General features: G+C 43.5%; 16 protein-coding genes. 15 read left to right on the plus strand and 1 reads right to left on the minus strand.

Translation table 11 applies throughout. From position 1 onward, the window contains the following. Positions 1-286: 286 nt before the first annotated feature. From ahrC to SLH55_RS15255, 6 genes are all read left to right on the plus strand, one after another. Complete coding sequence (ahrC, locus tag SLH55_RS15230) at positions 287-736, plus strand: transcriptional regulator AhrC/ArgR (RefSeq protein WP_098353657.1); 450 nt, start codon at positions 287-289, stop codon at positions 734-736. Between the two features lie 111 nt (positions 737-847). Further along, positions 848-2,557: a DNA repair protein RecN gene (recN, locus tag SLH55_RS15235; RefSeq protein ID WP_320323878.1), complete on the plus strand. Its 1,710-nt coding sequence runs from the start codon at positions 848-850 to the stop codon at positions 2,555-2,557. Between the two features lie 126 nt (positions 2,558-2,683). Continuing rightward, on the plus strand, positions 2,684-3,973 hold the full coding sequence (gene spoIVB / locus SLH55_RS15240; RefSeq protein ID WP_219168556.1) for a SpoIVB peptidase: 1,290 nt from the start codon (positions 2,684-2,686) through the stop codon (positions 3,971-3,973). Positions 3,974-4,286: 313 nt separating this feature from the next. Continuing rightward, positions 4,287-5,066, plus strand: coding sequence for a sporulation transcription factor Spo0A (spo0A, locus tag SLH55_RS15245; protein WP_206849709.1), 780 nt, complete (start codon positions 4,287-4,289; stop codon positions 5,064-5,066). Positions 5,067-5,308: 242 nt separating this feature from the next. Beyond that, positions 5,309-5,521, plus strand: coding sequence for a hypothetical protein (locus SLH55_RS15250; protein ID WP_219168472.1), 213 nt, complete (start codon positions 5,309-5,311; stop codon positions 5,519-5,521). 146 nt (positions 5,522-5,667) lie between these two features. After that, a complete protein-coding gene (locus SLH55_RS15255) occupies positions 5,668-6,405 on the plus strand; it encodes a glycerophosphodiester phosphodiesterase (RefSeq protein WP_320323879.1) in 738 nt (245 codons plus the stop codon). A gap of 9 nt (positions 6,406-6,414) precedes the next feature. On the opposite strand, the gene SLH55_RS15260 is transcribed toward SLH55_RS15255, so the two are convergent. After that, positions 6,415-6,654, minus strand: coding sequence for a DUF2627 domain-containing protein (locus tag SLH55_RS15260; RefSeq protein WP_219168470.1), 240 nt, complete (start codon positions 6,652-6,654; stop codon positions 6,415-6,417). Positions 6,655-6,779: 125 nt separating this feature from the next. On the opposite strand from SLH55_RS15260, the gene SLH55_RS15265 reads away from it, so the two are divergent. From SLH55_RS15265 to SLH55_RS15305, 9 genes are all read left to right on the plus strand, one after another. Then, positions 6,780-8,849 (plus strand): sigma 54-interacting transcriptional regulator, encoded by a 2,070-nt coding sequence (locus SLH55_RS15265; RefSeq protein WP_320323880.1) that lies wholly within the window; start codon positions 6,780-6,782, stop codon positions 8,847-8,849. 135 nt (positions 8,850-8,984) lie between these two features. Then, complete coding sequence (gene yqiS / locus SLH55_RS15270) at positions 8,985-9,890, plus strand: phosphate butyryltransferase (protein WP_320323881.1); 906 nt, start codon at positions 8,985-8,987, stop codon at positions 9,888-9,890. A 46-nt stretch (positions 9,891-9,936) separates the two neighbouring features. After that, entirely contained in the window at positions 9,937-11,034 is a 1,098-nt protein-coding gene (gene bcd / locus SLH55_RS15275; protein WP_219168467.1) for a branched-chain amino acid dehydrogenase, read from the plus strand. Positions 11,035-11,183: 149 nt separating this feature from the next. Next, positions 11,184-12,290, plus strand: a complete 1,107-nt coding sequence (buk, locus tag SLH55_RS15280; RefSeq protein WP_219168466.1) for a butyrate kinase — start codon at positions 11,184-11,186, stop codon at positions 12,288-12,290. A gap of 19 nt (positions 12,291-12,309) precedes the next feature. Further along, positions 12,310-13,734 (plus strand): dihydrolipoyl dehydrogenase, encoded by a 1,425-nt coding sequence (gene lpdA, locus SLH55_RS15285; protein WP_320323882.1) that lies wholly within the window; start codon positions 12,310-12,312, stop codon positions 13,732-13,734. Positions 13,735-13,842: 108 nt separating this feature from the next. Next, entirely contained in the window at positions 13,843-14,841 is a 999-nt protein-coding gene (locus tag SLH55_RS15290) for a thiamine pyrophosphate-dependent dehydrogenase E1 component subunit alpha (protein WP_219168464.1), read from the plus strand. Between the two features lie 14 nt (positions 14,842-14,855). Then, positions 14,856-15,839 carry an alpha-ketoacid dehydrogenase subunit beta gene (locus SLH55_RS15295; protein ID WP_098353637.1) on the plus strand — a complete coding sequence of 328 codons (984 nt, stop codon included), beginning with the start codon at positions 14,856-14,858 and terminating at the stop codon, positions 15,837-15,839. Between the two features lie 45 nt (positions 15,840-15,884). After that, the gene (locus SLH55_RS15300) at positions 15,885-17,198 is read left to right on the plus strand and encodes a dihydrolipoamide acetyltransferase family protein (protein WP_320323883.1); all 1,314 of its coding nucleotides are present in this window, start codon (positions 15,885-15,887) and stop codon (positions 17,196-17,198) included. Between the two features lie 518 nt (positions 17,199-17,716). Next, positions 17,717-22,066: a S8 family serine peptidase gene (locus SLH55_RS15305; protein WP_320323884.1), complete on the plus strand. Its 4,350-nt coding sequence runs from the start codon at positions 17,717-17,719 to the stop codon at positions 22,064-22,066. Positions 22,067-22,229 lie beyond the last annotated feature (163 nt).

A 22,229-nucleotide genomic window follows, 5' to 3' on the forward strand; every position in this document is an offset into this window, starting at 1 on the left:
GCAAAGAGCGCCTTTCCGGGTTACTTGCCTTATGCTTGTCGCCCCTACCCAAGCCGCCTCCGCTTTTCGATTGTCCAGCTCCGGCGGCTAGGGGCTCGAGGTCATAAGTCAAGCACCCCAAAAAGGCAAAGAGCGCCTTTCCGGGTTACTCGCCTTATGCTTGTCGCCCCTACCAAGCCGCCTCCGCTTTTCTTTTTTATTGTACTTCCATACAAAATAGGCTAACATAAGCGTAGAGGTATATTTATACAGGATTTAATCCAATGTAAGAGGTGTATGTTCTATGATGAACAAAGGGCAAAGACATATTAAAATCAGGGAAATCATTACGAATAGAGATGTTGAAACACAGGATGAGCTTGTGGAAAGCCTGAAGAATGCAGGTTTTAATGTGACGCAGGCAACCGTGTCAAGGGATATCAAGGAGCTGCATCTCGTTAAGGTTCCGTTGATGGATGGCAGGTACAAATATAGTTTACCGGCTGATCAACGATTCAATCCCCTTCAAAAGTTAAAGCGGACACTGACCGATGCTTTCGTGAAAGTGGATCAGGCAGGACACATGCTGGTAATGAAAACGTTACCCGGTAATGCCAACGCCATCGGTGCATTGATCGATAACTTGGATTGGGAAGAAATTTTAGGGACCATTTGTGGCGATGACACTTGCTTGATCATTTGCCGGACAGAGGAAGAAACCAGAGTCGTTTCGGAACGATTTTTAGATATGTTGTAAATCAGTAATGAACACAATGGGTCTATTACTGACCCTTATACAAAATCCAATAGGAGGCTTCTCTTTTGAGTAATGTGAGGGGAAAGCTCCTTTTTATTTGAGGTGAATGTTTTGCTACAAGAACTATCAATCAAAAATTTCGCCATAATCGATTCCCTCTCCCTTTCCTTTGAAGAAGGATTGACCGTATTATCTGGTGAAACGGGTGCTGGTAAATCGATTATCATCGATGCCATTCATTTATTGGTTGGCGGTAGAGGATCTTCTGAATATGTACGGCATGGAGAGAAAAAGGCTGAAATTGAAGGGTTATTTATTCTTGATAATGAAACTCATCCTTGCTTTCGGAAAGCGGCGGATTTCGGGATTGAGATTGAGGAAGGCATGATCATCCTCAGAAGGGATATCTCGAGCACTGGAAAAAGTGTATGTAGAATCAATGGCAAGCTGGTGACCATCGCTATCATGAGAGAAATCGGGGCAAGTCTCATTGATATCCATGGACAGCACGAACATCAGGAACTGATGAATGAAAGTCTGCATCTTTCCTTATTGGATCAATTCGGTGGCAGTGAAATCGCCTCTGGTTTATCCAGCTACGGAGAAGTATATAAAGAGTATCTTTCCATCTATAAGCAATTGAACAGATTGAATGAGAATGAGCAGGAGATGGCGCACCGTCTGGATCTCATTCAATTTCAACTGAAAGAAATCCATGAAGCGAATCTACAGCTCAACGAAGATGAAGAGCTGGTGGAAGAAAAACGGAAGCTGATGAATTTCGAACGGCTGTTTGAAGCGCTTCAAACTTCCTATGATAGCATTCAGGGCGAGAGAAAAGGGATGGACTGGGCAGGACTTGCCATGAGCCATCTTGAAACGGCTGCAGAAGTGGATTCACAATATGAAAAGACACTTGAATCCGTGTCAAATGCCTATTACATCCTAGAAGATGCTGCCCATCAGGTAAGGGGAGCGTTGGATATGCTTGAGTTCGAGCCGAATCGTTTGGATTTGATCGAGGCAAGGTTGAATGAAATCAATGGTCTTAAGAGAAAATATGGATCATCAGTGGAAGAAATCCTTGCTTACAGTTCAAAGATCGAAGAAGAAATCGAAACCATCATGAATAAGGATTCCCATGTTGAACATTTACAGAGTAAATTACATTCTTTGGAGAAAGATTTATCTCTGGAAGCGAAAAATCTCTCCCAAACACGAAAGCAATGGGCAAAAAAATTGACCGCAAGTATTCATGAGCAGCTAAAGCAGCTGTATATGGATAAAACGAAATTCGAAGTCCGTTTTGTGAAAAGTGGAGAAGGTGAATCATTTTCCTTTCAACATTTCAAAAAGGATGGATGGGATACGGTTGAGTTTTATATCTCTACCAATCCTGGAGAGCCTTTAAAGCCTTTATCTAAAGTGGCTTCAGGTGGAGAACTTTCAAGGATCATGCTCGCTCTTAAGACCATCTTTTCAAAACATCAAGGAATTACTTCGATCATTTTCGATGAAGTGGATACGGGTGTGAGCGGAAGAGTCGCTCAGGCAATCGCCGAAAAAATTTATCAAGTTGCCGTCCATTCCCAGGTTATGTGTATTTCCCATTTGCCACAGGTGGCTGCTATGGCAGACTGTCACTTATTCATATCGAAAAAGCTGTCCGGTGGCAGGACAAGTACCATGGTGAAACGGCTACAGGAGAAAGATAAGATTAAAGAAATCTCACGCATGATATCAGGTGTGGAAATAACTGATTTAACGTTGGAACATGCAAAGGAACTACTGCAGTTGGCAGGATCTATAAAAGAAACATGAAAAGCTATCCAATTCGGGTAGCTTTTTTTTCGTGATTACCAGTTATAAATGTGGCTTTTAAAGGCAAAATTATAACTGTAGCCAATAGTTAATGTGTGTGGATTAGAAGCGAGGAGAGTGAATATATTGAGTATAGATTGGTTAAGGAAATGTATAGGTGGAATTCTCCTTGTTTCGCTTTGTCTTATTGGTTTTTACAAGCCTGTTCAACAATATATCAATACACCGAACACTGTAAGGGTGATGGAAGGGGATCAAGTTGCTCTCCCTAAGGCTGCATCCGTCACGACTATGGGTTCGTCGCATAATGGACATGTTCAAGTAGAAGAAGGGAAAGGGCAGCTCTCCATCCAGGGAAGTTCTGTAGGGAAGGACGAAGTGGTCTTTGAGCTCGCCGGTTTACCCATTAAAAAGGTCGATGTTGAAGTACTGAAAGATTTCAAGGTGATTCCTGGTGGGCAATCTATTGGAGTCAAGTTAAATACTGTTGGGGTGTTGGTGGTTGGTCATCATCTGGTTGATACAGATGATGGGAAAATGTCCCCCGGCGAAAAGGCCGGTATTCAGGTAGGGGACATGATTACAGAAATCAATGGGTCAAAAATTGAAGAATTAGCTGATGTTGCTCCTTTTGTTCAGAAGGCGGGAGAAGAATCCAAATCTCTGGACGTGGTGATCAAGAGGGAGCAAAAGACGGTAAAGACACACTTGCTGCCATTGAAGGAAAAAGGGGATAAAAATTATAAATTGGGTCTGTATATCCGTGATTCAGCAGCAGGTATCGGCACAATGACATTTTATGATCCGAAGTCCAAAAAATATGGTGCACTTGGGCATGTCATTTCAGATATGGATACAAAAAAGCCCATCGTCGTTGAGAATGGTGAAATCGTGAACTCGGAAGTAACGTCCATTCAAAAAGGCACGGATGGAAAGCCTGGGGAAAAACTAGCGCGCTTTTCATCTGACCGGAACGTCATTGGTAATATCACACGAAATAGCCCTTTTGGAATTTTTGGAGAACTGAATCAGTCCATCGATAATGATCTGATGGATAAACCGATGCCAATCGCTCTCTCTCATCAAGTGAAAGAAGGACCGGCACAAATCTTAACTGTGGTGGATGGAAGAGAAGTTGAGATGTACGACATCGAAATAGTCAGCACCATCCCGCAGAAGTATCCGGCAACGAAAGGGATGGTCCTGAAAGTGACTGATCCTGAGCTCCTAAAGAAAACAGGTGGAATTGTCCAAGGTATGAGCGGTAGCCCGATCATTCAAAACGGGAAGGTCATCGGGGCTGTCACCCATGTATTTGTGAATGACCCGACCAGTGGATATGGTGTCCATATCGAATGGATGCTGAGTGAAGCTGGAATCGATATTTATAAAAAAGATCATAACCGAGCAAGCTGAAGTGGAAAACCCTTACCAAAGTACCGAACCCGGGTGCTTTTAAGGGTTCTTTTTTGTTTTAGAAATATGGATTTATCATCATGTCGGTTTGCCAAAAAGAGCCTCTCCTTGTTAAAATAAAGATTATTCGACAAACAGAAACGGGAATATCGAATAGGGTCGAAATATAAAGAAATCTTTAGAAAATCAAAGAAAATATAATATTTTTCAAGTTTTTTTCAAAAATAAAAGGAATTTAGGTTGCATTGTCGAAAAAGTAATTTAGAATAAAATTACAGAGATGAATTAATTAGGATTGAGGAGGAAACCTGTAGTGAAATCGATTAAAGTATGTGTTGTGGATGATAACCGTGAACTGACGTCATTATTGGAGGACTACATCGCTTCACAAAATGATATGGAAGTAGTAGGTATTGCTCATAATGGTCAAGATTGTTTGGATTTATTAGAAGAAGTCGATCCAGATGTTCTGGTCTTAGATATTATCATGCCTCATCTGGACGGGCTGGCTGTATTGGAACGACTTCGTGAAAAGAAGAGCATTCCGAACGTTATCATGCTTACGGCCTTCGGTCAGGAAGATGTTACGAAGAAAGCTGTCGACCTAGGAGCTTCTTATTTTATCCTAAAGCCATTCGATATGGAAAACCTAGTGAGTCATATCAGACAAGTTAGCGGAAAATCAAACCCAATCATCAAAAAACCTTCCTCATCCAGAATGAATACAGAGCAAAAACCAAGAAACTTGGATGCAAGTATTACAAGCATCATCCACGAAATCGGCGTACCGGCACATATTAAAGGTTACTTATATTTGCGAGAAGCGATTTCTATGGTTTACAATGATATCGAATTGCTTGGATCGATCACAAAGGTCTTGTATCCAGATATTGCCAAGAAATACAATACAACGGCTTCGCGTGTGGAGCGGGCAATCCGTCATGCCATTGAAGTGGCTTGGAGCAGAGGGAATATTGATTCCATTTCTTCCTTGTTCGGATACACCGTCAGCATGTCTAAGGCGAAACCAACCAACTCAGAGTTCATCGCCATGGTGGCTGACAAGCTTCGATTGGAGCATATGGCTTCTTGAAAGAGTAAGAAATAATACAAACATCTTCCAAATTGAATCATACATTTATGACAATCCCCCTGGGCCATGCGGTTCAGGGGGTTTTTGTTTGCTTAAGTTCTCCTCTTCCTCTTGCGTGAATCCTCATCAAACCCTATTGCAATCGCCTCTTTTGTTCATAGATGGTGGTTAGCCCTTACAGCTTGTCCTCGGTGGCATAAGATAAAGGGTAGTGCAAAAACAATATAGGGGGAGGTGAGACGATGGGAAACTACCGTAATAATAACAATGTTGGAGGAGCTTCTGACCGCTGCAGAAACAATGATGTTGCAGGTGCTTCCGACAACGACTTCAGAGTTCCTGTTAGAGCTTATATCAGAGGAGAAGATTTCTGCAGAGCAGTGCGCCGTTGCAGAGATAATGATGTAGCCGGGGAAATGGACAACCGCCGCAGATGTGGTTGCCGCTGGTTCTAATATAAAGCCACCCTTAAAAAATCCTGAGTTTCTCAGGATTTTTTATTATTCTGGATTATAAGGTTCATCCTTTGAGAAGGGGTATAATAAGTATATAATGAAGTCAGATATAAAGCGTACATAAAGAAAAAGAAGGAAGTGAACTCATGACGCTGATTTTTGCTCATCGTGGATCCGCAGGTACTCATCCGGAAAACACAATGGAAGCTTTTTATGAAGCTGAAAGAGTGAAGGCTGATGGGATTGAATTGGATGTTCAGCTGACGAAAGACGGAGAAATGGTTGTGATACATGATGAAACCGTTAATAGGACGACAAATGGAAAGGGCTTCGTTAAAGATTATTCGTTGAAAGAAATTCAAAAATTACAAGCGAACTTTACATTTAAAAGTAAATTATTCAAGAAGAATCGTGTGCCTTCATTAAAGGAGGTCTTTCAGTGGCTGAAGGGGAATGAACTTCTTTGTAATATTGAGCTGAAGAATAGTATCATCGACTATCAAGGCCTAGAAGAAAAAGTGATTGCCTTAATCAGGGAATTTGGATTTGAGGAACGGATCATTATATCATCTTTTAATCATTATTCGATTGTAGCATGCTACCGGTTAGAGCCTGCCGTCGAAATTGCACCCCTCTATTCGTCGGGCTTATTCATGCCCTGGATTTATGCCCAGTCATTAAGGGCGAAGGGGATACATCCCAATCTGAAAGCCGTCAGGGACGACATTATAATAGAGGCGATGAACAATGGGATTTGCGTCAGGCCTTACACGGTGAATAAGGTTGAGCAGATGGAGAGGTTATTGAATTTAGGATGCACTGCATTTGTAACGGACTACCCGGAAAAAGCAAGGAAATTGAGAGAAACCAACAAGAAAGGCTAGCGCTCTGCGCTAGCCTTTCTTGTTGAATCGTGACTGAACTTTATTGCGTTTTCGATCACGATGCAGGACGAATCCGGCAATGAATGCTAAACCACAAATAAAGAATAGTAACCCGATAATGAACTGCAGCCATAAAAAAGGGATCGGGGGCTGCAGGATCCCGAATAGCATATCTCTCATTAACTTAATCCCAAGAGCTGCAAATGCGCCGGGGATCAACATAATAATCAAGGCAATTAGACGGACCATGAGATGCATAACTCCTTTTCGTTTCCATACTAAAATTCTACATCCACGCAGAAAATTGTCAAGTTTCAAAAAGTAGTGTAACATTATGAGTGTGAAAAATATTGCAGGTGTCGGGGTGAAGAAAGTTGCAAGAGGTTCTAATTGTTGGTGGGGGTAAGGGCGGTACAGCTATTTTACAGATCCTCCATGAAGTCTCAGTCATGAAAGTGATTGCGGTTGTAGACATAAATGAAAAAGCTCCGGGGATCGAGCTCTCAAAAGAACTGGGGATCCAAGTCGGTACGGATTGGCGGCCTTTCCTCAATGATTCTGTCGACATCGTCATAGAAGTGACCGGTGAGCAGGAAGTGTTCGAACAGATAAGGGATAAGCGTGGTAAAAACACGGTCATCATACCTGGAAGTGTGGCATTCCTTATTTCGAAGCTCCTTGAAGAAAAAGAAGACCTTATCCACCAATTGACGAGTGAATCATTTAAAAGGGATCTTATTTTTAATTCGACTGATGATGGAATGGTCGGGATCGATGAACAAGGCATTGTTATGTTATTCAATAAAAGTGCTGAGCGGATGATTGGGAAGAATCAGGAAGATGTAATGGGTCTTCATATTTCAGAAGTGATCCCGGAAAGTAAATTGACCAAAACGATTCAGACAAAGCGGACGGAAATCAATCAGGAGGTCATTCTGGGGAATGGGTTGAAGATTATCTCAAACCGAATACCGATGATCACCGACCATGATGAAATAATAGGGGCCTTTTCGGTTTTCAAAGATATCACGGAAGTAGTGAATTTGGCTGAAGAAATAACCAACCTCAAAGAAATTCAGACGATGCTTGAAGCCATTATCCATTCTAGTGACGATGCAATTTCTGTCGTAGATGAAGATGGGAAAGGGATCCTGATTAATCCCGCTTATACAAGGATAACGGGCCTTTCCCAGGAGGAAGTGATAGGGAAGCCTGCGACGGCAGACATTTCTGAAGGAGAAAGTATTCATTTGAAGGTGCTGCAAACGCGGAGAGCGATCCGTGGAACAAAAATGCGGGTAGGACCGAAACGAAAGGAAGTCATCGTCAACGTTGCACCCATCATTGTGAACAATAAGCTTAAGGGAAGTGTCGGGGTCATTCATGACATGTCAGAAATCCAGTCACTAACCCAGGAACTGGACCGTGCCAGAAGAATTATCCGAACGCTTGAAGCAAAGTATATGTTTGAGGATATTATCGGTGATTCTGAGGAAATGATGATTGCCATTGAGCAGGCTAAGCTAGGGGCCAAGACGCCAGCTACCGTTCTCCTTCGCGGGGAATCGGGAACCGGGAAGGAATTGTTTGCCCATGCGATACATAATGCCAGTGACCGTAAATTCAATAAATTCCTCAGGGTGAACTGTGCAGCTTTATCAGAGAACCTGTTGGAAAGTGAGTTATTCGGGTATGAAGAGGGTGCGTTCTCCGGAGCGAAGCGTGGAGGTAAACGCGGTCTATTTGAAGAAGCGAATAACGGCAGTATTTTTCTTGATGAAATAGGAGAACTGAGTGCAAATACACAAGCGAAATTATTAAGGGTCCTCCAGGAAAATGAAATTGTGAGAGTAGGTGGGACGAAGTCAATTCAAATCAACGTCCGTGTCATCGCTGCCACGAATGTAAACCTTGAAAAGGGAATTGCTGACGGGTCATTCAGGGAAGATCTCTATTACCGACTGAATCGGATGCCGATACAGATACCGCCTTTGAGGCAGCGCAAATCCGATATACCCCTCATTGCTGAAGCGTTGATAACTAAGATCAATCAGGATTATGGGAGAAATGTAGAGGGGATAACAGAAAGCGCAATGTACAAATTGATGAATTATCATTGGCCGGGAAACGTGAGGGAACTGGAGAATGTCCTGGGGAGAGCCATCATCTTCATGAAATACAATGAAGTGAATATCGATGGGAAGCATTTACCTCAATTAGAATCTTCAGTCAAAACCGTGGTCAATACAGCGGAATTACCTTCGCCTGACTCCGTTGAAGATCTTGCCATCCAAGTTGAGGTTTTTGAAAAGAATATAATTCAAAAGGTTTTAGAGCAGAATAATGGTAACAAAACGGCTACGGCCAAAGTATTAAATGTGTCGGTGAGGAATTTATATTATAAAATTGAAAAATATAACATTGAAATAAATAGCATGAAATAATTTGCAGGGTATGAAATAATTTGCGCATTTTTATTCGATTTTTTAAAGCGTTTTCAATGTTTTGAAGTTGGCACGCTTCTTGCATGTAGTTTTATGGGAACAAAAAAACAGAAAAAAGGGGTTGAAACGACATACATGAATCTACAATCTTTAGTGGAAAAAGCAACCCGAATTGAAAACTCCACTGTAGCCGTTGCCGCTGCAGAAGATAAAGAAGTCCTGGGTGCTGTCACCATGGCGGTTGAAAAGAAGATGGCAGACTTTTTATTGTTCGGGGATAAAGAAGAAATCCTCTCCCTTTTAGAAGAGGTTGCTCCGCATCTTATATCCCATAGCAATATTAAGATCAAACATGCTTTTTCTCCGCAGAAAGCAGCGGAACTTGCAGTGAAGGCTGTTAAGGAAAACGAAGCAGGGGTTTTAATGAAAGGGAATGTCCCTACAGCAGTCATCTTGAAAGCAGTCCTAAATAAAGAGTGGGGACTTCGTACAGGGAATGTACTTTCACATGTTGCAGCATTTGAGGTATCTGGATTCGAGAGACTTACATTTATTACAGATGCAGCGATGAACCTTGCTCCTGACCTTCAGCAAAAAGCACAAATCATAGAAAATGCAGTATCTGTTGCGCGTTCAATCGGTGTGGACATGCCGAAAGTAGCGCCGATTGCTGCTGTGGAAGTAGTGAATCCTGCAATGCAGGCTACAGTCGATGCTGCCTCTCTTACTATGATGAACCATAGGGGACAAATTCGTCATTGTATCGTTGATGGTCCGTTGGCCCTCGATAATGCCGTTTCTCACCATGCAGCAGAACATAAAGGGATCGAAAGCTCCGTTGCAGGGCAGGCGGATATCCTGTTGGTGCCCAATATTGAAACAGGGAATGCTTTATACAAATCACTGATCTATTTTGCCCAAGCCAAAGTAGGGGCTGTCATAGCCGGGGCAAAAGCACCAATCGTATTAACATCCAGAGCGGACAGTGCTGAAAGTAAATTATATTCATTGGCACTCGCTATATGCTCTGCTTCTAAATAAATGATGTAAAACAACAAATACTACCAGACTACAGGGGGAAATAATAATGAAAATTTTCAGCTATATGGAACAATATGATTATGAGCAATTGGTATTCTGTCAAGATGAAGCATCAGGATTGAAAGCAATCATCGCCATTCATGATACAACACTTGGACCTGCACTTGGAGGAACTCGTATGTGGACATACGAATCTGAAGAAGCGGCGATTGAAGATGCACTTCGCCTTGCGAAAGGGATGACGTACAAGAATGCTGCCGCTGGCCTTAACTTAGGTGGGGGAAAGACGGTTATCATCGGTGACCCACGTAAAGATAAGAACGAAGAAATGTTCCGTGCATTTGGTCGATATATCCAAGGCTTAAACGGCCGTTACATTACTGCAGAAGATGTGGGTACCACAGTTGCCGATATGGATTTGATCCATGAAGAAACGGATTATGTAACAGGTATTTCACCAGCCTTTGGTTCTTCTGGTAACCCATCTCCTGTTACTGCGTACGGAGTTTATCGTGGAATTAAAGCAGCAGCGAAAGAAGCATTCGGAACAGATTCCCTTGAAGGGAAAACAATTGCCGTTCAAGGGGTCGGGAATGTAGCATACAATATGTGCCGCCACCTTCACGAAGAAGGAGCGAACCTGATCGTTACAGATATCAACAAAGAAGCTGTTCAACGTGCTGTTGAAGAGTTTGGTGCTAAAGCAGTTGACATCAACGATATCTATGGTGTTGATTGTGATATCTTTGCCCCATGTGCGCTTGGTGCGATCATTAACGATGAAACAATCCCTCAGCTTAAAGCAAAAGTCATTGCAGGAGCTGCGAATAACCAGCTGAAAGAAACGCGTCATGGTGACGCGATCCATGAAATGGGTATCGTTTATGCACCTGATTATGTAATCAACGCTGGTGGAGTCATCAACGTAGCGGATGAATTATACGGCTACAACAGTGAAAGAGCCATGAAGAAAGTCGAGCAGGTATACAACAACGTTGAGCGCGTAATCGAAATCGCGAAACGTGATAACGTCCCAACTTACGTAGCTGCTGACCGCATGGCAGAAGAACGAATTGAAAAAATGCGCCGTTCAAGAAGTCAATTCCTGCAAAATGGACACCACATCCTTAGCAGACGTGGATAATGAGAAGAGAAAAACGCTTTACTTTCAGAAAGTAAAGCGTTTCTTCCCTGTTAATGCGAACATGTAACAGACTAAGGGGTTATCTATCATAGGGGAAAAATCTTTCATGCAAACAATACAATATAGCTGCCCAAATGGAGGTAACAACAGTGCAAGAAAACAAACATCGAATACTCGTTATTAATCCTGGATCGACATCTACCAAAATTGGTGTCTTCGATGACGATCGCTCAATATTTGAAAAAACGATCCGTCATGATTCAGAAAAGATAAATGAATTCCCAACCATCATCGATCAATATGAATTCAGAAAGAACACCATTCTTCAGACATTGGATGAAGAAGGGATCAATGTTTCTAAACTGAGTGCCGTATGTGGCCGCGGGGGACTTCTAAGACCGATAGAAGGCGGCACTTACCTTGTCAATGATGACATGTTGAAGGACCTGAAAGAAGGGTACTCTGGTCAGCATGCTTCGAATCTGGGAGGGATTCTGGCATTTGAAATTGCTTCCGGATTAAATATTCCATCGTACATCGTAGATCCCGTTGTCGTAGACGAACTTCAATCTCTTGCCCGGGTATCAGGGTTCTCCCTGATCGAAAGAAAGAGTATTTTCCACGCGTTGAATCAGAAAGCGGTTGCGCGTAGAGTCGCGAAAGAAATCGGAAAAAAATATGAAGATTTGAATCTGATCATCACTCACATGGGTGGAGGAATCACCGTCGGGGCTCACCGGAATGGAAAAGTCGTAGATGTGAATAATGGATTGCACGGTGACGGACCGTTCAGTCCAGAAAGGGCAGGGACCGTACCTGCTGGTGATTTGGTTGATTTATGCTTCTCCGGGGACTATTATCGGGATGAAATCATGAAAAAACTTGTTGGTCAAGGCGGCCTGGTCGGGTATCTTGGTACCAATGATGCAGTAAAAGTAGAGAAAATGATTGAAAATGGCGATGAAAAGGCCAAAGCCGTATATGATGCGATGGCCTACCAGATCGCGAAAGAAATCGGTTCGGCAAGCGCCGTCTTAAATGGCAAAGTAGATGCGATCGTATTAACGGGAGGACTTGCATATGGCAAAGAATTCGTCAAAGCGATCAGCGATCGGATCAACTGGATAGCGGATGTCGTCATCCATCCGGGAGAAAATGAACTTCAGGCTCTTGCTGAAGGGGCACTCCGGGTATTGCGGAAGGAAGAAGACTATAAAGTATACCCTGGAAATGTGAAAAAGGAAGCAAGAGTATAAGAGCAAGGAGGACTCAAGATTGGCAGAAGAATATGATTTAGTCATTCTAGGAGGAGGGACGGGTGGTTATGTAGCCGCCATCCGTGCTTCTCAACTTGGATTAAAAACAGCAATCGTTGAAAAGGGAAAGCTCGGTGGTACATGCCTGCATAAAGGATGTATCCCTAGTAAAGCTCTCCTTCGCAGTGCTGAAGTATATGCAACAGCGAAACACAGTGAAAACTTTGGTGTGAAAATCAATGGGGTTGAACTTGATTTCACCAAAGTGCAATCAAGAAAAGATGGAATCGTCGAACAGCTTCACAAAGGCGTTCAACACTTGATGAAACAAGGTAAGATCGATGTCTTTGAAGGTCTTGGACGTATTTTGGGACCATCCATCTTCTCTCCGATGCCTGGGACGATTTCCGTGGAAATGAACAACGGTGAAGAAAACGCAATGCTTATTCCGAAGAATGTCATTGTGGCAACAGGATCAAGACCGCGTTCACTGCCTGGACTTGAGATAGATGGTGACTATGTTTTATCTTCTGATGAAGCGCTTTCACTTGATGCGCTTCCGAAGTCGATCATCATCGTCGGTGGAGGTGTCATCGGCATCGAATGGGCTTCTATGCTTTCGGACTTCGATGTTGAAGTAACCGTAGTTGAATACGCGGATAAAATCGTACCGACGGAAGATCATGAAATCTCAAAAGAAATGCAGCGCCTGATGAAGAAAAAAGGCGTCAAAATCGTGACAAGCGCCAAGGTGCTTCCTGAGTCCTTAGAAACAGGGGATGGAATGGTCACGATTAAAGCAGAGCATAAAGGTGACGAGAAATCATTTACCGCTGATAAAATCCTGGTATCCGTTGGCCGTCAAGCAAACGTGGAAGGGATAGGACTTGAGAATACAGATATAAAAGTCGAAAAAGGCTTCATTGAAGTAAATGAGTTCTTCCAAACGAAGGAATCCCACATCTATGCGATCGGTGATGTGATCGGTGGACTTCAATTAGCCCATGTCGCTTCTCATGAAGGAATCACGGCAGTTGAACATATGGCTAATGAAAAGCCGGATCCGATTGACTATTCACTTATCTCTAAATGCATTTACAGCAATCCTGAAATCGCAAGTGTCGGTATCACAGAACAGGAAGCGAAAGAAAAGGGATACAACTTAAAAGTCGGTAAATTCAGCTTCAGAGCCATCGGTAAAGCACTTGTTTACGGGGAATCGGATGGTTTTGTGAAGATCATTGCCGACAAGGACAGTGATGATATCCTGGGTGTTCATATGATCGGACCTCACGTAACGGATATGATTTCCGAAGCTGGTCTGGCGAAAGTATTAGACGCAACACCATGGGAGATTGCCCATACCATCCATCCTCATCCATCCTTATCTGAAGCGATTGGAGAAGCAGCACTTGCTGTGGATGGAAAGGCGATTCACTCTTAAAAGAACGGAGAAGGCTTATTAGCCCTCTTCATGAAAAGAAAAATAGTAATAAGGTAGAGAGTTTCTCTACCTTATTACAACCATTAGATTGTGTAGGAGGTAAATAAAATGGCAGAAAATCGTCATGAAGAATTAGGACTTTCCAATGAGAAAGTATTAGAAATGTATGAAACCATGCTCCTTGCCAGGAAAATCGATGAGCGTATGTGGTTATTGAACCGTTCGGGTAAAATTCCTTTTGTTATTTCCTGTCAAGGTCAGGAAGCGGCTCAAGTAGGTGCTGCATTCGCCTTAGATCGTGAGAAGGATTACGTTCTTCCATACTATCGCGATATGGGTGTCGTTCTGACATTCGGTATGACTGCGCAGGAATTAATGCTATCCGGTTTTGCCAAGGCAGAAGATCCAAACTCTGGCGGACGTCAAATGCCAGGTCACTTCGGTCAAAAGAAAAATAATATCGTAACGGGTTCCTCTCCTGTAACGACTCAAGTTCCCCATGCAGTGGGTATCGCCCTTGCAGGAAAGATGGAGAAGAAAGACGTTGTGACGTTTGTGACATTCGGTGAAGGATCTTCCAACCAGGGAGATTTCCACGAAGGTGCAAACTTTGCAGGTGTACATAAACTTCCTGTTATTTTCATGTGTGAAAATAATAAATATGCGATCTCAGTTCCGATTGAAAAACAATTGGCATGTGAAAAAGTATCAGACCGCGCCATTGGATACGGCATGCCTGGTATCACAGTAGATGGAAATGATCCGATCGAAGTATATAAAGCTGTAAAGGAAGCCGCTGACCGCGGTCGTCGTGGTGAAGGTCCAACGCTTGTTGAAACAGTTTCTTATCGTTTAACTCCTCACTCCTCTGATGATGATGATCGCAGCTACCGTTCTCCTGACGAAGTGGCCAAAGCGAAAACAAATGATCCAATCATCACCTTTGGTGCTTACTTAAAAGAAACAGGCGTCATGAATGATGAGATTGAAAAAGAAATCAATGACCGCATTATGAAACTTGTGAACGAAGCAACGGATTATGCAGAAAATGCTCCATATGCTGAAGCTGAATCAGCGATGAAGTATGTATACGCAGAAGAGAAGTAAGGGGGAATTCAATCATGCCAGTAATTTCATATATTGATGCCGTAACGATGGCAATAAGAGAAGAAATGGAACGTGATGAGAAAGTATTCGTTCTTGGAGAAGACGTAGGTAAAAAAGGTGGGGTGTTCAAAGCAACCCACGGATTGTATGATCAATTTGGGGAAGACCGTGTCATTGATACACCACTTGCGGAGTCTGCGATCGCAGGAGTTGGAATCGGGGCTGCCATGTATGGTATGAGGCCGATTGCTGAAATGCAATTTGCTGATTTCATTATGCCTGCAGTTAATCAGATCATATCTGAAGCAGCACGTATTCGTTATCGTTCAAATAACGATTGGAGCTGTCCGATGGTCATCCGTGCTCCTTATGGTGGCGGAGTACATGGAGCGCTTTACCATTCACAATCCGTTGAGGCTGTGTTTGCCAATCAGCCAGGATTGAAAATAGTGATGCCTTCTACTCCTTATGATGTAAAGGGCTTGCTGAAAGCTGCGATCCGCGATGAAGATCCGGTATTATTCTTTGAACACAAACGTGCTTACCGTCTAATTAAAGGAGAAGTGCCTGAGGATGATTACACTCTTCCAATCGGAAAAGCAGATGTGAAGCGTGAAGGAGAAGACATCACGGTCATCACATATGGTCTGTGTGTTCACTTTGCTCTTCAAGCAGCAGAAAAACTTGCCCAGGACGGAATCGAAGCGCATATCCTGGATCTTCGTACCATCTATCCTTTAGATAAAGAAGCAATCATTGAAGCAGCCTCTAAAACAGGCAAAGTCCTTCTTGTGACTGAAGACAATAAAGAAGGAAGCATCATGGGTGAGGTTTCTGCAATCATTGCCGAAAATTGTTTATTTGAGCTTGATGCTCCGGTTAAACGTCTTGCCGGTCCAGATGTACCTGCTATGCCGTATGCACCGACAATGGAAAAATACTTTATGATTAACCCGGACAAAGTAGAAAAAGCAATGCGTGAACTTGCAGAATTTTAATCACAATCAACACCAATTAAACGCGAGAGTAAGGAGGGTTCCTCATTGGGTATTGAAAATATGAAAATGCCTCAGCTAGGGGAAAGTGTTACAGAAGGTACAATTAGTAAATGGTTGGTGTCACCTGGTGATACCGTTAATAAATATGACCCGATTGCAGAAGTGCAAACGGATAAAGTGAATGCAGAAGTTCCATCTTCCTTTACAGGTACTATCAAAGAATTGATTGCCGAAGAGGGAGATACTCTTGAAGTAGGGGAAATCATTTGTTCAATCGAGATTGAGGGTGGAGCTTCAGCTCCAGCTGAAGAAGCTCCGAAAGAAGAGCCTAAAAAGACAGCAGAAGCACCGGCTGCACCTAAATCAAAAGCTCCTGCGAAAGATAGCGGAAATAAAGCCAGATATTCTCCTGCAGTATTAAAATTGTCTCAAGAGCATGATATTGATTTAGATCAAGTGGAGGGCACTGGAAACGGCGGCCGGATCACTCGTAAGGATCTAAAGAAAATCATTGAATCAGGTTCTATTCCGAAGGCAGGAGATGCTCCGGCACCTAAGGCTGAAGCTTCGGCTCCACAACAGGCGCCTGTGAAGGAAACGGCTCCGGCACAACCAGCTAAGCAGGCAGCACCTTCCGCGAATATTCCTGTTGTACCTGGCGATATTGAAATCCCGGTTTCAGGTATCCGCAAAGCGATTGCCTCCAACATGGTCCGCAGTAAACATGAAGCGCCACATGCTTGGACGATGATGGAAGTGGATGTAACCAACCTGGTTGACTACAGAAATTCACTCAAGACAGAATTCAAGCAGCGTGAAGGTTTTAATCTGACATTCTTCGCTTTCTTCGTGAAAGCTGTGGCCCAGGCTCTTAAGGAGTATCCACAAATCAACTCTATGTGGGCTGGGGACAAGATTGTACAGAAGAAAGACATCAACCTCTCCATTGCTGTAGCGACAGACGATGCTTTGTATGTTCCTGTGATCAAGAATGCAGATGAAAAAACGATCAAAGGAATCGCAAGAGAAATCACAGAGCTTGCCGGAAAAGTACGCAGTGGTAAATTGACTTCTCAAGATATGCAGGGAGGAACGTTTACGGTTAATAATACTGGGTCATTTGGTTCGGTACAATCGATGGGAATCATCAATTACCCGCAAGCAGCGATCCTTCAGGTGGAATCGATCGTGAAACGTCCTGTTGTCATGAACAACGGAATGATTGCCGTTCGTGATATGGTGAATCTCTGTATGTCACTTGATCATCGCGTTCTAGACGGATTGGTATGTGGAAGATTTTTACAACGAGTAAAAGAAATTCTGGAAAACACATCAAAAGAAAATACATCTGTTTATTAATGAAAACAAAGGACTGACCCTGGGAGGTTGGTCCTTGTTTTATTTTTCATCTAGATAAAATGTCCTGTGAAATGTGGTCTCCAGATTGTGGAGATTCGGGAAAAGCTTATCGTTTATAACTGGAAGAATATTCTAAAGTAAGTTAGCTCTATACCAGTAGTTCGATTTACTGCTTCCTAATCCCATGAAAATACCCTCTGCAACTTCCCGATCATTTCTAACTTCGTTCAAATAAGAAAAGTGGAATACCGGCACCTAATACCCTGTTACAAACTCAGTAAAACCGAAAATATTCCTGTGGTTATAATTCAGGGGTGACTAAATGCTCATTGAAAATAAAAAGGTTCGTGACTTTTCTATTAAATACTGAATATTCAGATTTATTTCGACATCAATTTACAACATTCCTCATCCGCGATTGGTTATCTTTGGTTCTACACCTACAATTTTCCATAAAAGGTGTTCAAGGGAGGTGCTGGGTTTACAGAAGGAGCCAAAAATGATTGGGAGGGAATTTGATGTCAGGAAGAAAACGTAAGGCAAGATGGTTATCCATTGTACTCACCTTAGTCATGTTTGTCCCCTTGATGTTTCCATTTAATGCAGGGGCGGCGAATACCTCACAAGCATCTTTAGCGAAAGAAAGACCATCCACTTCAGTGAAAGAATCAGCAAAAGTAAACCCACAATCAAAGATCACGTCTCAACTACAGGAACAGTTCAAGAAAGAGAAGCATGTCACATACTTAGTGAAATTCAAGGATCAGGTGGATACTGAGTCAGTAGCGAAGAAGGCGACTGAAAAAGCGAAAAAGCAGAAACTATCTGCTAATAGTAAAAAACTATTAAAACGAAATATGGTCGTCTCCGAGCTTCGGGCAACCGCCCTTGAATCTCAAGCACAAGTGAAAGAATACTTACAGAAAGAGAAGAAGTCAGGTGCAGTGAAGGAAATCAAAGACTTTTACGTTGTGAACGGGATGGCCGTCACTAGTACAAAGAAAGTCATGGAAAAAATCTCAACCTTTGCTGAAGTAGAGAAAATTCTCCCGAATGAAACGAGACAAATTATCCAACCTGCGAAGGCAAAGGCTTCTTCTTCAGCAGTATTGGATAAAGAAGCTCCAAATACCCCTGCATCGATTGAGTGGAATATTGACCGGGTCGGTGCACCTGCGGTATGGGAAATGGGAATCAATGGAGCGGGAACGGTCATTGCTTCCATTGACACTGGAGTACAATGGGATCACCCGGCATTAAAAGAAAAATATAGAGGATATGATCCTCAAAATCCTGAATCTCCAGACCATGAATTCAACTGGTTTGATGCAACAGCAGGACAGGGTGCACCTTATGATGATCAAGGACATGGAACGCACACTGTCGGTACAATGGTCGGCTCTGAGCCTGATGGCAGCAATCAAATCGGTGTGGCACCGGGTGCCAAGTGGATCGCAGTCAAAGCGTTCACGGCAGATGGTGGAACAGACGTAGATTTACTGGAAGCAGGTGAATGGATTCTGGCACCGAAAGATGCTGAAGGAAATCCACATCCTGAAATGGCTCCGGATGTCGTCAACAACTCTTGGGGCGGTGGAGCAGGACTTGATGAATGGTACAGGGATATGGTGAGTGCGTGGAGAGCAGCTGAAATCTTCCCTGAATTCTCTGCAGGAAATACCACGTTATTTAATCCGGGAGGACCTGGATCGATCGCGAATCCGGCCAACTACCCTGAGTCATTCGCTACAGGTGCAACGGATATCAATGATCAATTGGGAAGCTTCTCCTTACAGGGACCTTCACCTTATGATGAAATTAAGCCTGAAATTGCAGCACCGGGTGTAAATATTCGTTCTTCCGTTCCAGGAGGCAATTATGAAGGCGGATGGAACGGAACATCGATGGCCGGGCCACATGTTTCCGCTGTAGCTGCCCTATTGCGTCAAGTGGATGCTAGCCTGACGGTCGAAGAAATTGAAGAAATCCTTATGTCGACCGCTGTCCCGTTAACTGACGGTACATTTCCTGAGTCACCGAATAACGGGTACGGACACGGCCTGGTCAATGCGTTTGATGCCGTTTCATCCGTGATGAGTGGGATTGGAAAAGTGAAAGGGCAGGTTTCAAAAGAAGGAGATGATACGGAAGCTCCTGTCATCTCTCATAATGCACCACAAGAAGCATTTAAAGAAATGAATCTGCCGTTAGAGGCAGAAGCAAGTGATAATGTAAGTGTGACGAGTGTAGCCCTGCATTATCAGAATCAAGATGGTGCCTGGGTGCAGGTTGATGCAGCAAGAACGTCAGGAAACTACACATCAGGAACGTATGAAGCAGTTATACCTGGGGAGGTCCTCACAGGAGATGGAGTCACGTATAAATGGTCGGCTTTGGATTTCGGTGGAAACGAAGTCGAGTCTGACACGTATACGGTTAATCTTCTGCCGGGAATCACAGTGGGGTATGAGCAGGACTTTGAATCCTCTGCAACCGGGTGGACTTCCTATGGTCCAGGAAACAGCTGGGAGCGTGGAGTTCCGGAGAGTGGTCCGGGAGTGGCTACTTCAGGGGAAAATGTTTATGCCACAAATCTTGGCGGTACGTATGACAACAGTGCGAACATGTCACTTCAAATGCCTCCGATCGATTTACCTGAAGGAGAGAGCTTCTTACAATTCAAACAGTGGCATGAGCTTGAACGGAACTATGATTATGGTCACGTATTCGTATCCATCGATGGAGAAGAGTGGACACAGGCACTAAGGGTCAATGGTGATACTGGAGGATGGATTGACGGAGAGGTAGATCTGAGTGAATATGCAGGTCAGCGCGTTTACGTTGCGTTCAATGTTACAACGGACGGAAGTGTTGTGAAGCAAGGCTGGTACCTGGATGATGTGAAATTGAGTACAGAATCCAATCTTCCTGCCAAGAAAATGAATCTTGGATTGAAATCGAAGGATGAGAAATCATCTTCTGTTTCGAAAAAGCCAAGTGTAAATCCTAATGAAATCACAGTGAAAAATGAAGTGAAGAAAGATGAACAGATGGATGGATCTGGTCCAGCCCCTGTACTACTTCCGTTACAAGCGGAAGTAAGCGTACTGGAAACAGGCCGTTCGGTTTATACGAATCCAGCCAATGGATCATACGAGATGACTCATGCAGCAGGTGAATTCACACTGCAGGCATCCACATACGGTTACAGGTCGGAAACGCAGAATGTTACGATTGAAGCCGATCAAACATCTACAGCCAACTTCACCCTTGAAGAAATCCCTCAAGGGAATATCACCGGAACAGTGACAAACGAAATGTCAGGAGAGCCGGTTGAGGGAGCGACGGTCTTCTTACTGGAAGATGCTGTTGTAGAGCCCGTTGTTACAAGTGAAGATGGAGAATATGAACTAGAAGCTTACGAAGGGGATTACACCCTTAAAGTAGTAGCCCCTTACTATTACAGTAAGGAAATGAGCGTCACAGTTGAAGGTGGGGAAGCTACAACAGCTGATGTAAGCTTAGAACCATTCATCGGTTATCCTGGTGAAATTGGTTACGATGATGGTACTGCAGAAAATGCACGTGCATTCTATGATGCGGGCAACGGCTGGGCCGTAAAAATGTCTCTTGAAGAAGGAAATGACACCGCACTCGTAACGGGTGGACTATTCCGTTTCTGGGATACTGAATGGCCGGTACCGGGAGGAACTGAATTCCAGGTCGCCGTATATGATGCAACTGGACCGGACGGGGCACCAGGGAAGAAAATCGCTGGTCCGTTCGATGGAACCGCGTTGCGTAACGGAGAATGGACGCATGTAGATCTTAGTCAGCATGGTATCATGGTCGAAGGAGATTTCTATATGGTGTACATCCAATCTGCTCCAAATCCGAATGCACCTGGTCTTGGAACAGATGAAGATGGTGAGTATGCAGCGAGAAGCTGGCAGTTCGTCGGTGGCGCCTGGTCGCAAGCACCGGAAGACGAGGGGAATTACATGATTCGCGCAACCGTGAATTATGAAGTGACTGCACCGATCATCACATCCCCGAAAGATGGTTCATTTACGAATAAAGATTCCGTTACGGTTGAAGGGACTTCTGCCCCGACGACGACCGTTCATCTCTTTAATGGAGAGGAAGAGGTAGCGACAGCCGACACAGGTGAGGATGGAACATTCTCTGCCGACGTCTCTCTGCACGAAGGTGAGAATGTGTTAACCGCCAAGGCAGCGACGGAACAGGGAATGACGGGTCCATCGGATTCAGTGACCGTCATACTTGATCAGGTTAAACCTGAACTCGCCATCACTTCACCGGAAGATGGCATGAAAACAAATCGTGAAGCCCTAACAGTGGAAGGGACGATTGCAGAAGAAAATCTTGCTTGGGTGAAAGTGAATGGAGAGAAAGCATCTGTCAATGACGGCAAGTTCAGTCATCGAATTCTCCTGAATGAAGGAGAAAATGTGATCCAGGTAGTAGCGAAAGATAAAGCAGGAAACAAAAAGAAACAAGTGGTAACGGTTTTCGCGAAATTTGGGGACATTGAGATTGAAAATCTTCTTCCTGCAGAAGATAAGGAACTGAAGAAGGGTGAATCCGTCAAGATCGAATTTGACAGTGAACCTGGGCTGGATGCGACATTTGTCATTCACATGCCTCTAACAAATGCAGGTCAAGTAACGAATGCAACTGAACTTCCGATGATGGAAACATCAGAAGGGCACTACGAAGGTTACTATACGGCCACTTCAAATGTGAAGGCCCCGGGAGCTGTGATTGAAGTGAAGATCTCCGATGATTTTGGAAATGTCACGACGGAGCGTGCAGAAGGTAAATTGTATATCAATACAAAGAAATAAGCATGATGGAAGAAGAGTTGGTATCGCCAGCTCTTCTTCTTTTTTGAGCGCATTCTCCAGAGAGATTGAAGAATGCTGATTTTTTTTATATACTAAAATAGTATTAGTATAAACATTTAGAAAATTTAGGGGATTTTTTTCAGGTTTAATGTAAACGATTTCA

The sequence above is a fragment of the Rossellomorea sp. YZS02 genome, from assembly GCF_033963925.1.
Taxonomy (GTDB): domain Bacteria; phylum Bacillota; class Bacilli; order Bacillales; family Bacillaceae_B; genus Rossellomorea.

Bases quoted from the DNA above. Each gene is read 5' to 3' on its own strand.
- ahrC (WP_098353657.1), top strand. From the start codon at position 287: ATGAACAAAGGGCAAAGACATATTAAAATCAGGGAAATCATTACGAAT.
- SLH55_RS15250 (WP_219168472.1), top strand. From the start codon at position 5,309: ATGGGAAACTACCGTAATAATAACAATGTTGGAGGAGCTTCTGACCGC.
- SLH55_RS15255 (WP_320323879.1), top strand. From the start codon at position 5,668: ATGACGCTGATTTTTGCTCATCGTGGATCCGCAGGTACTCATCCGGAA.
- SLH55_RS15260 (WP_219168470.1), bottom strand. From the start codon at position 6,654: ATGGTCCGTCTAATTGCCTTGATTATTATGTTGATCCCCGGCGCATTT.
- yqiS (WP_320323881.1), top strand. From the start codon at position 8,985: ATGAATCTACAATCTTTAGTGGAAAAAGCAACCCGAATTGAAAACTCC.
- bcd (WP_219168467.1), top strand. From the start codon at position 9,937: ATGAAAATTTTCAGCTATATGGAACAATATGATTATGAGCAATTGGTA.
- SLH55_RS15290 (WP_219168464.1), top strand. From the start codon at position 13,843: ATGGCAGAAAATCGTCATGAAGAATTAGGACTTTCCAATGAGAAAGTA.
- SLH55_RS15295 (WP_098353637.1), top strand. From the start codon at position 14,856: ATGCCAGTAATTTCATATATTGATGCCGTAACGATGGCAATAAGAGAA.
- SLH55_RS15305 (WP_320323884.1), top strand. From the start codon at position 17,717: ATGTCAGGAAGAAAACGTAAGGCAAGATGGTTATCCATTGTACTCACC.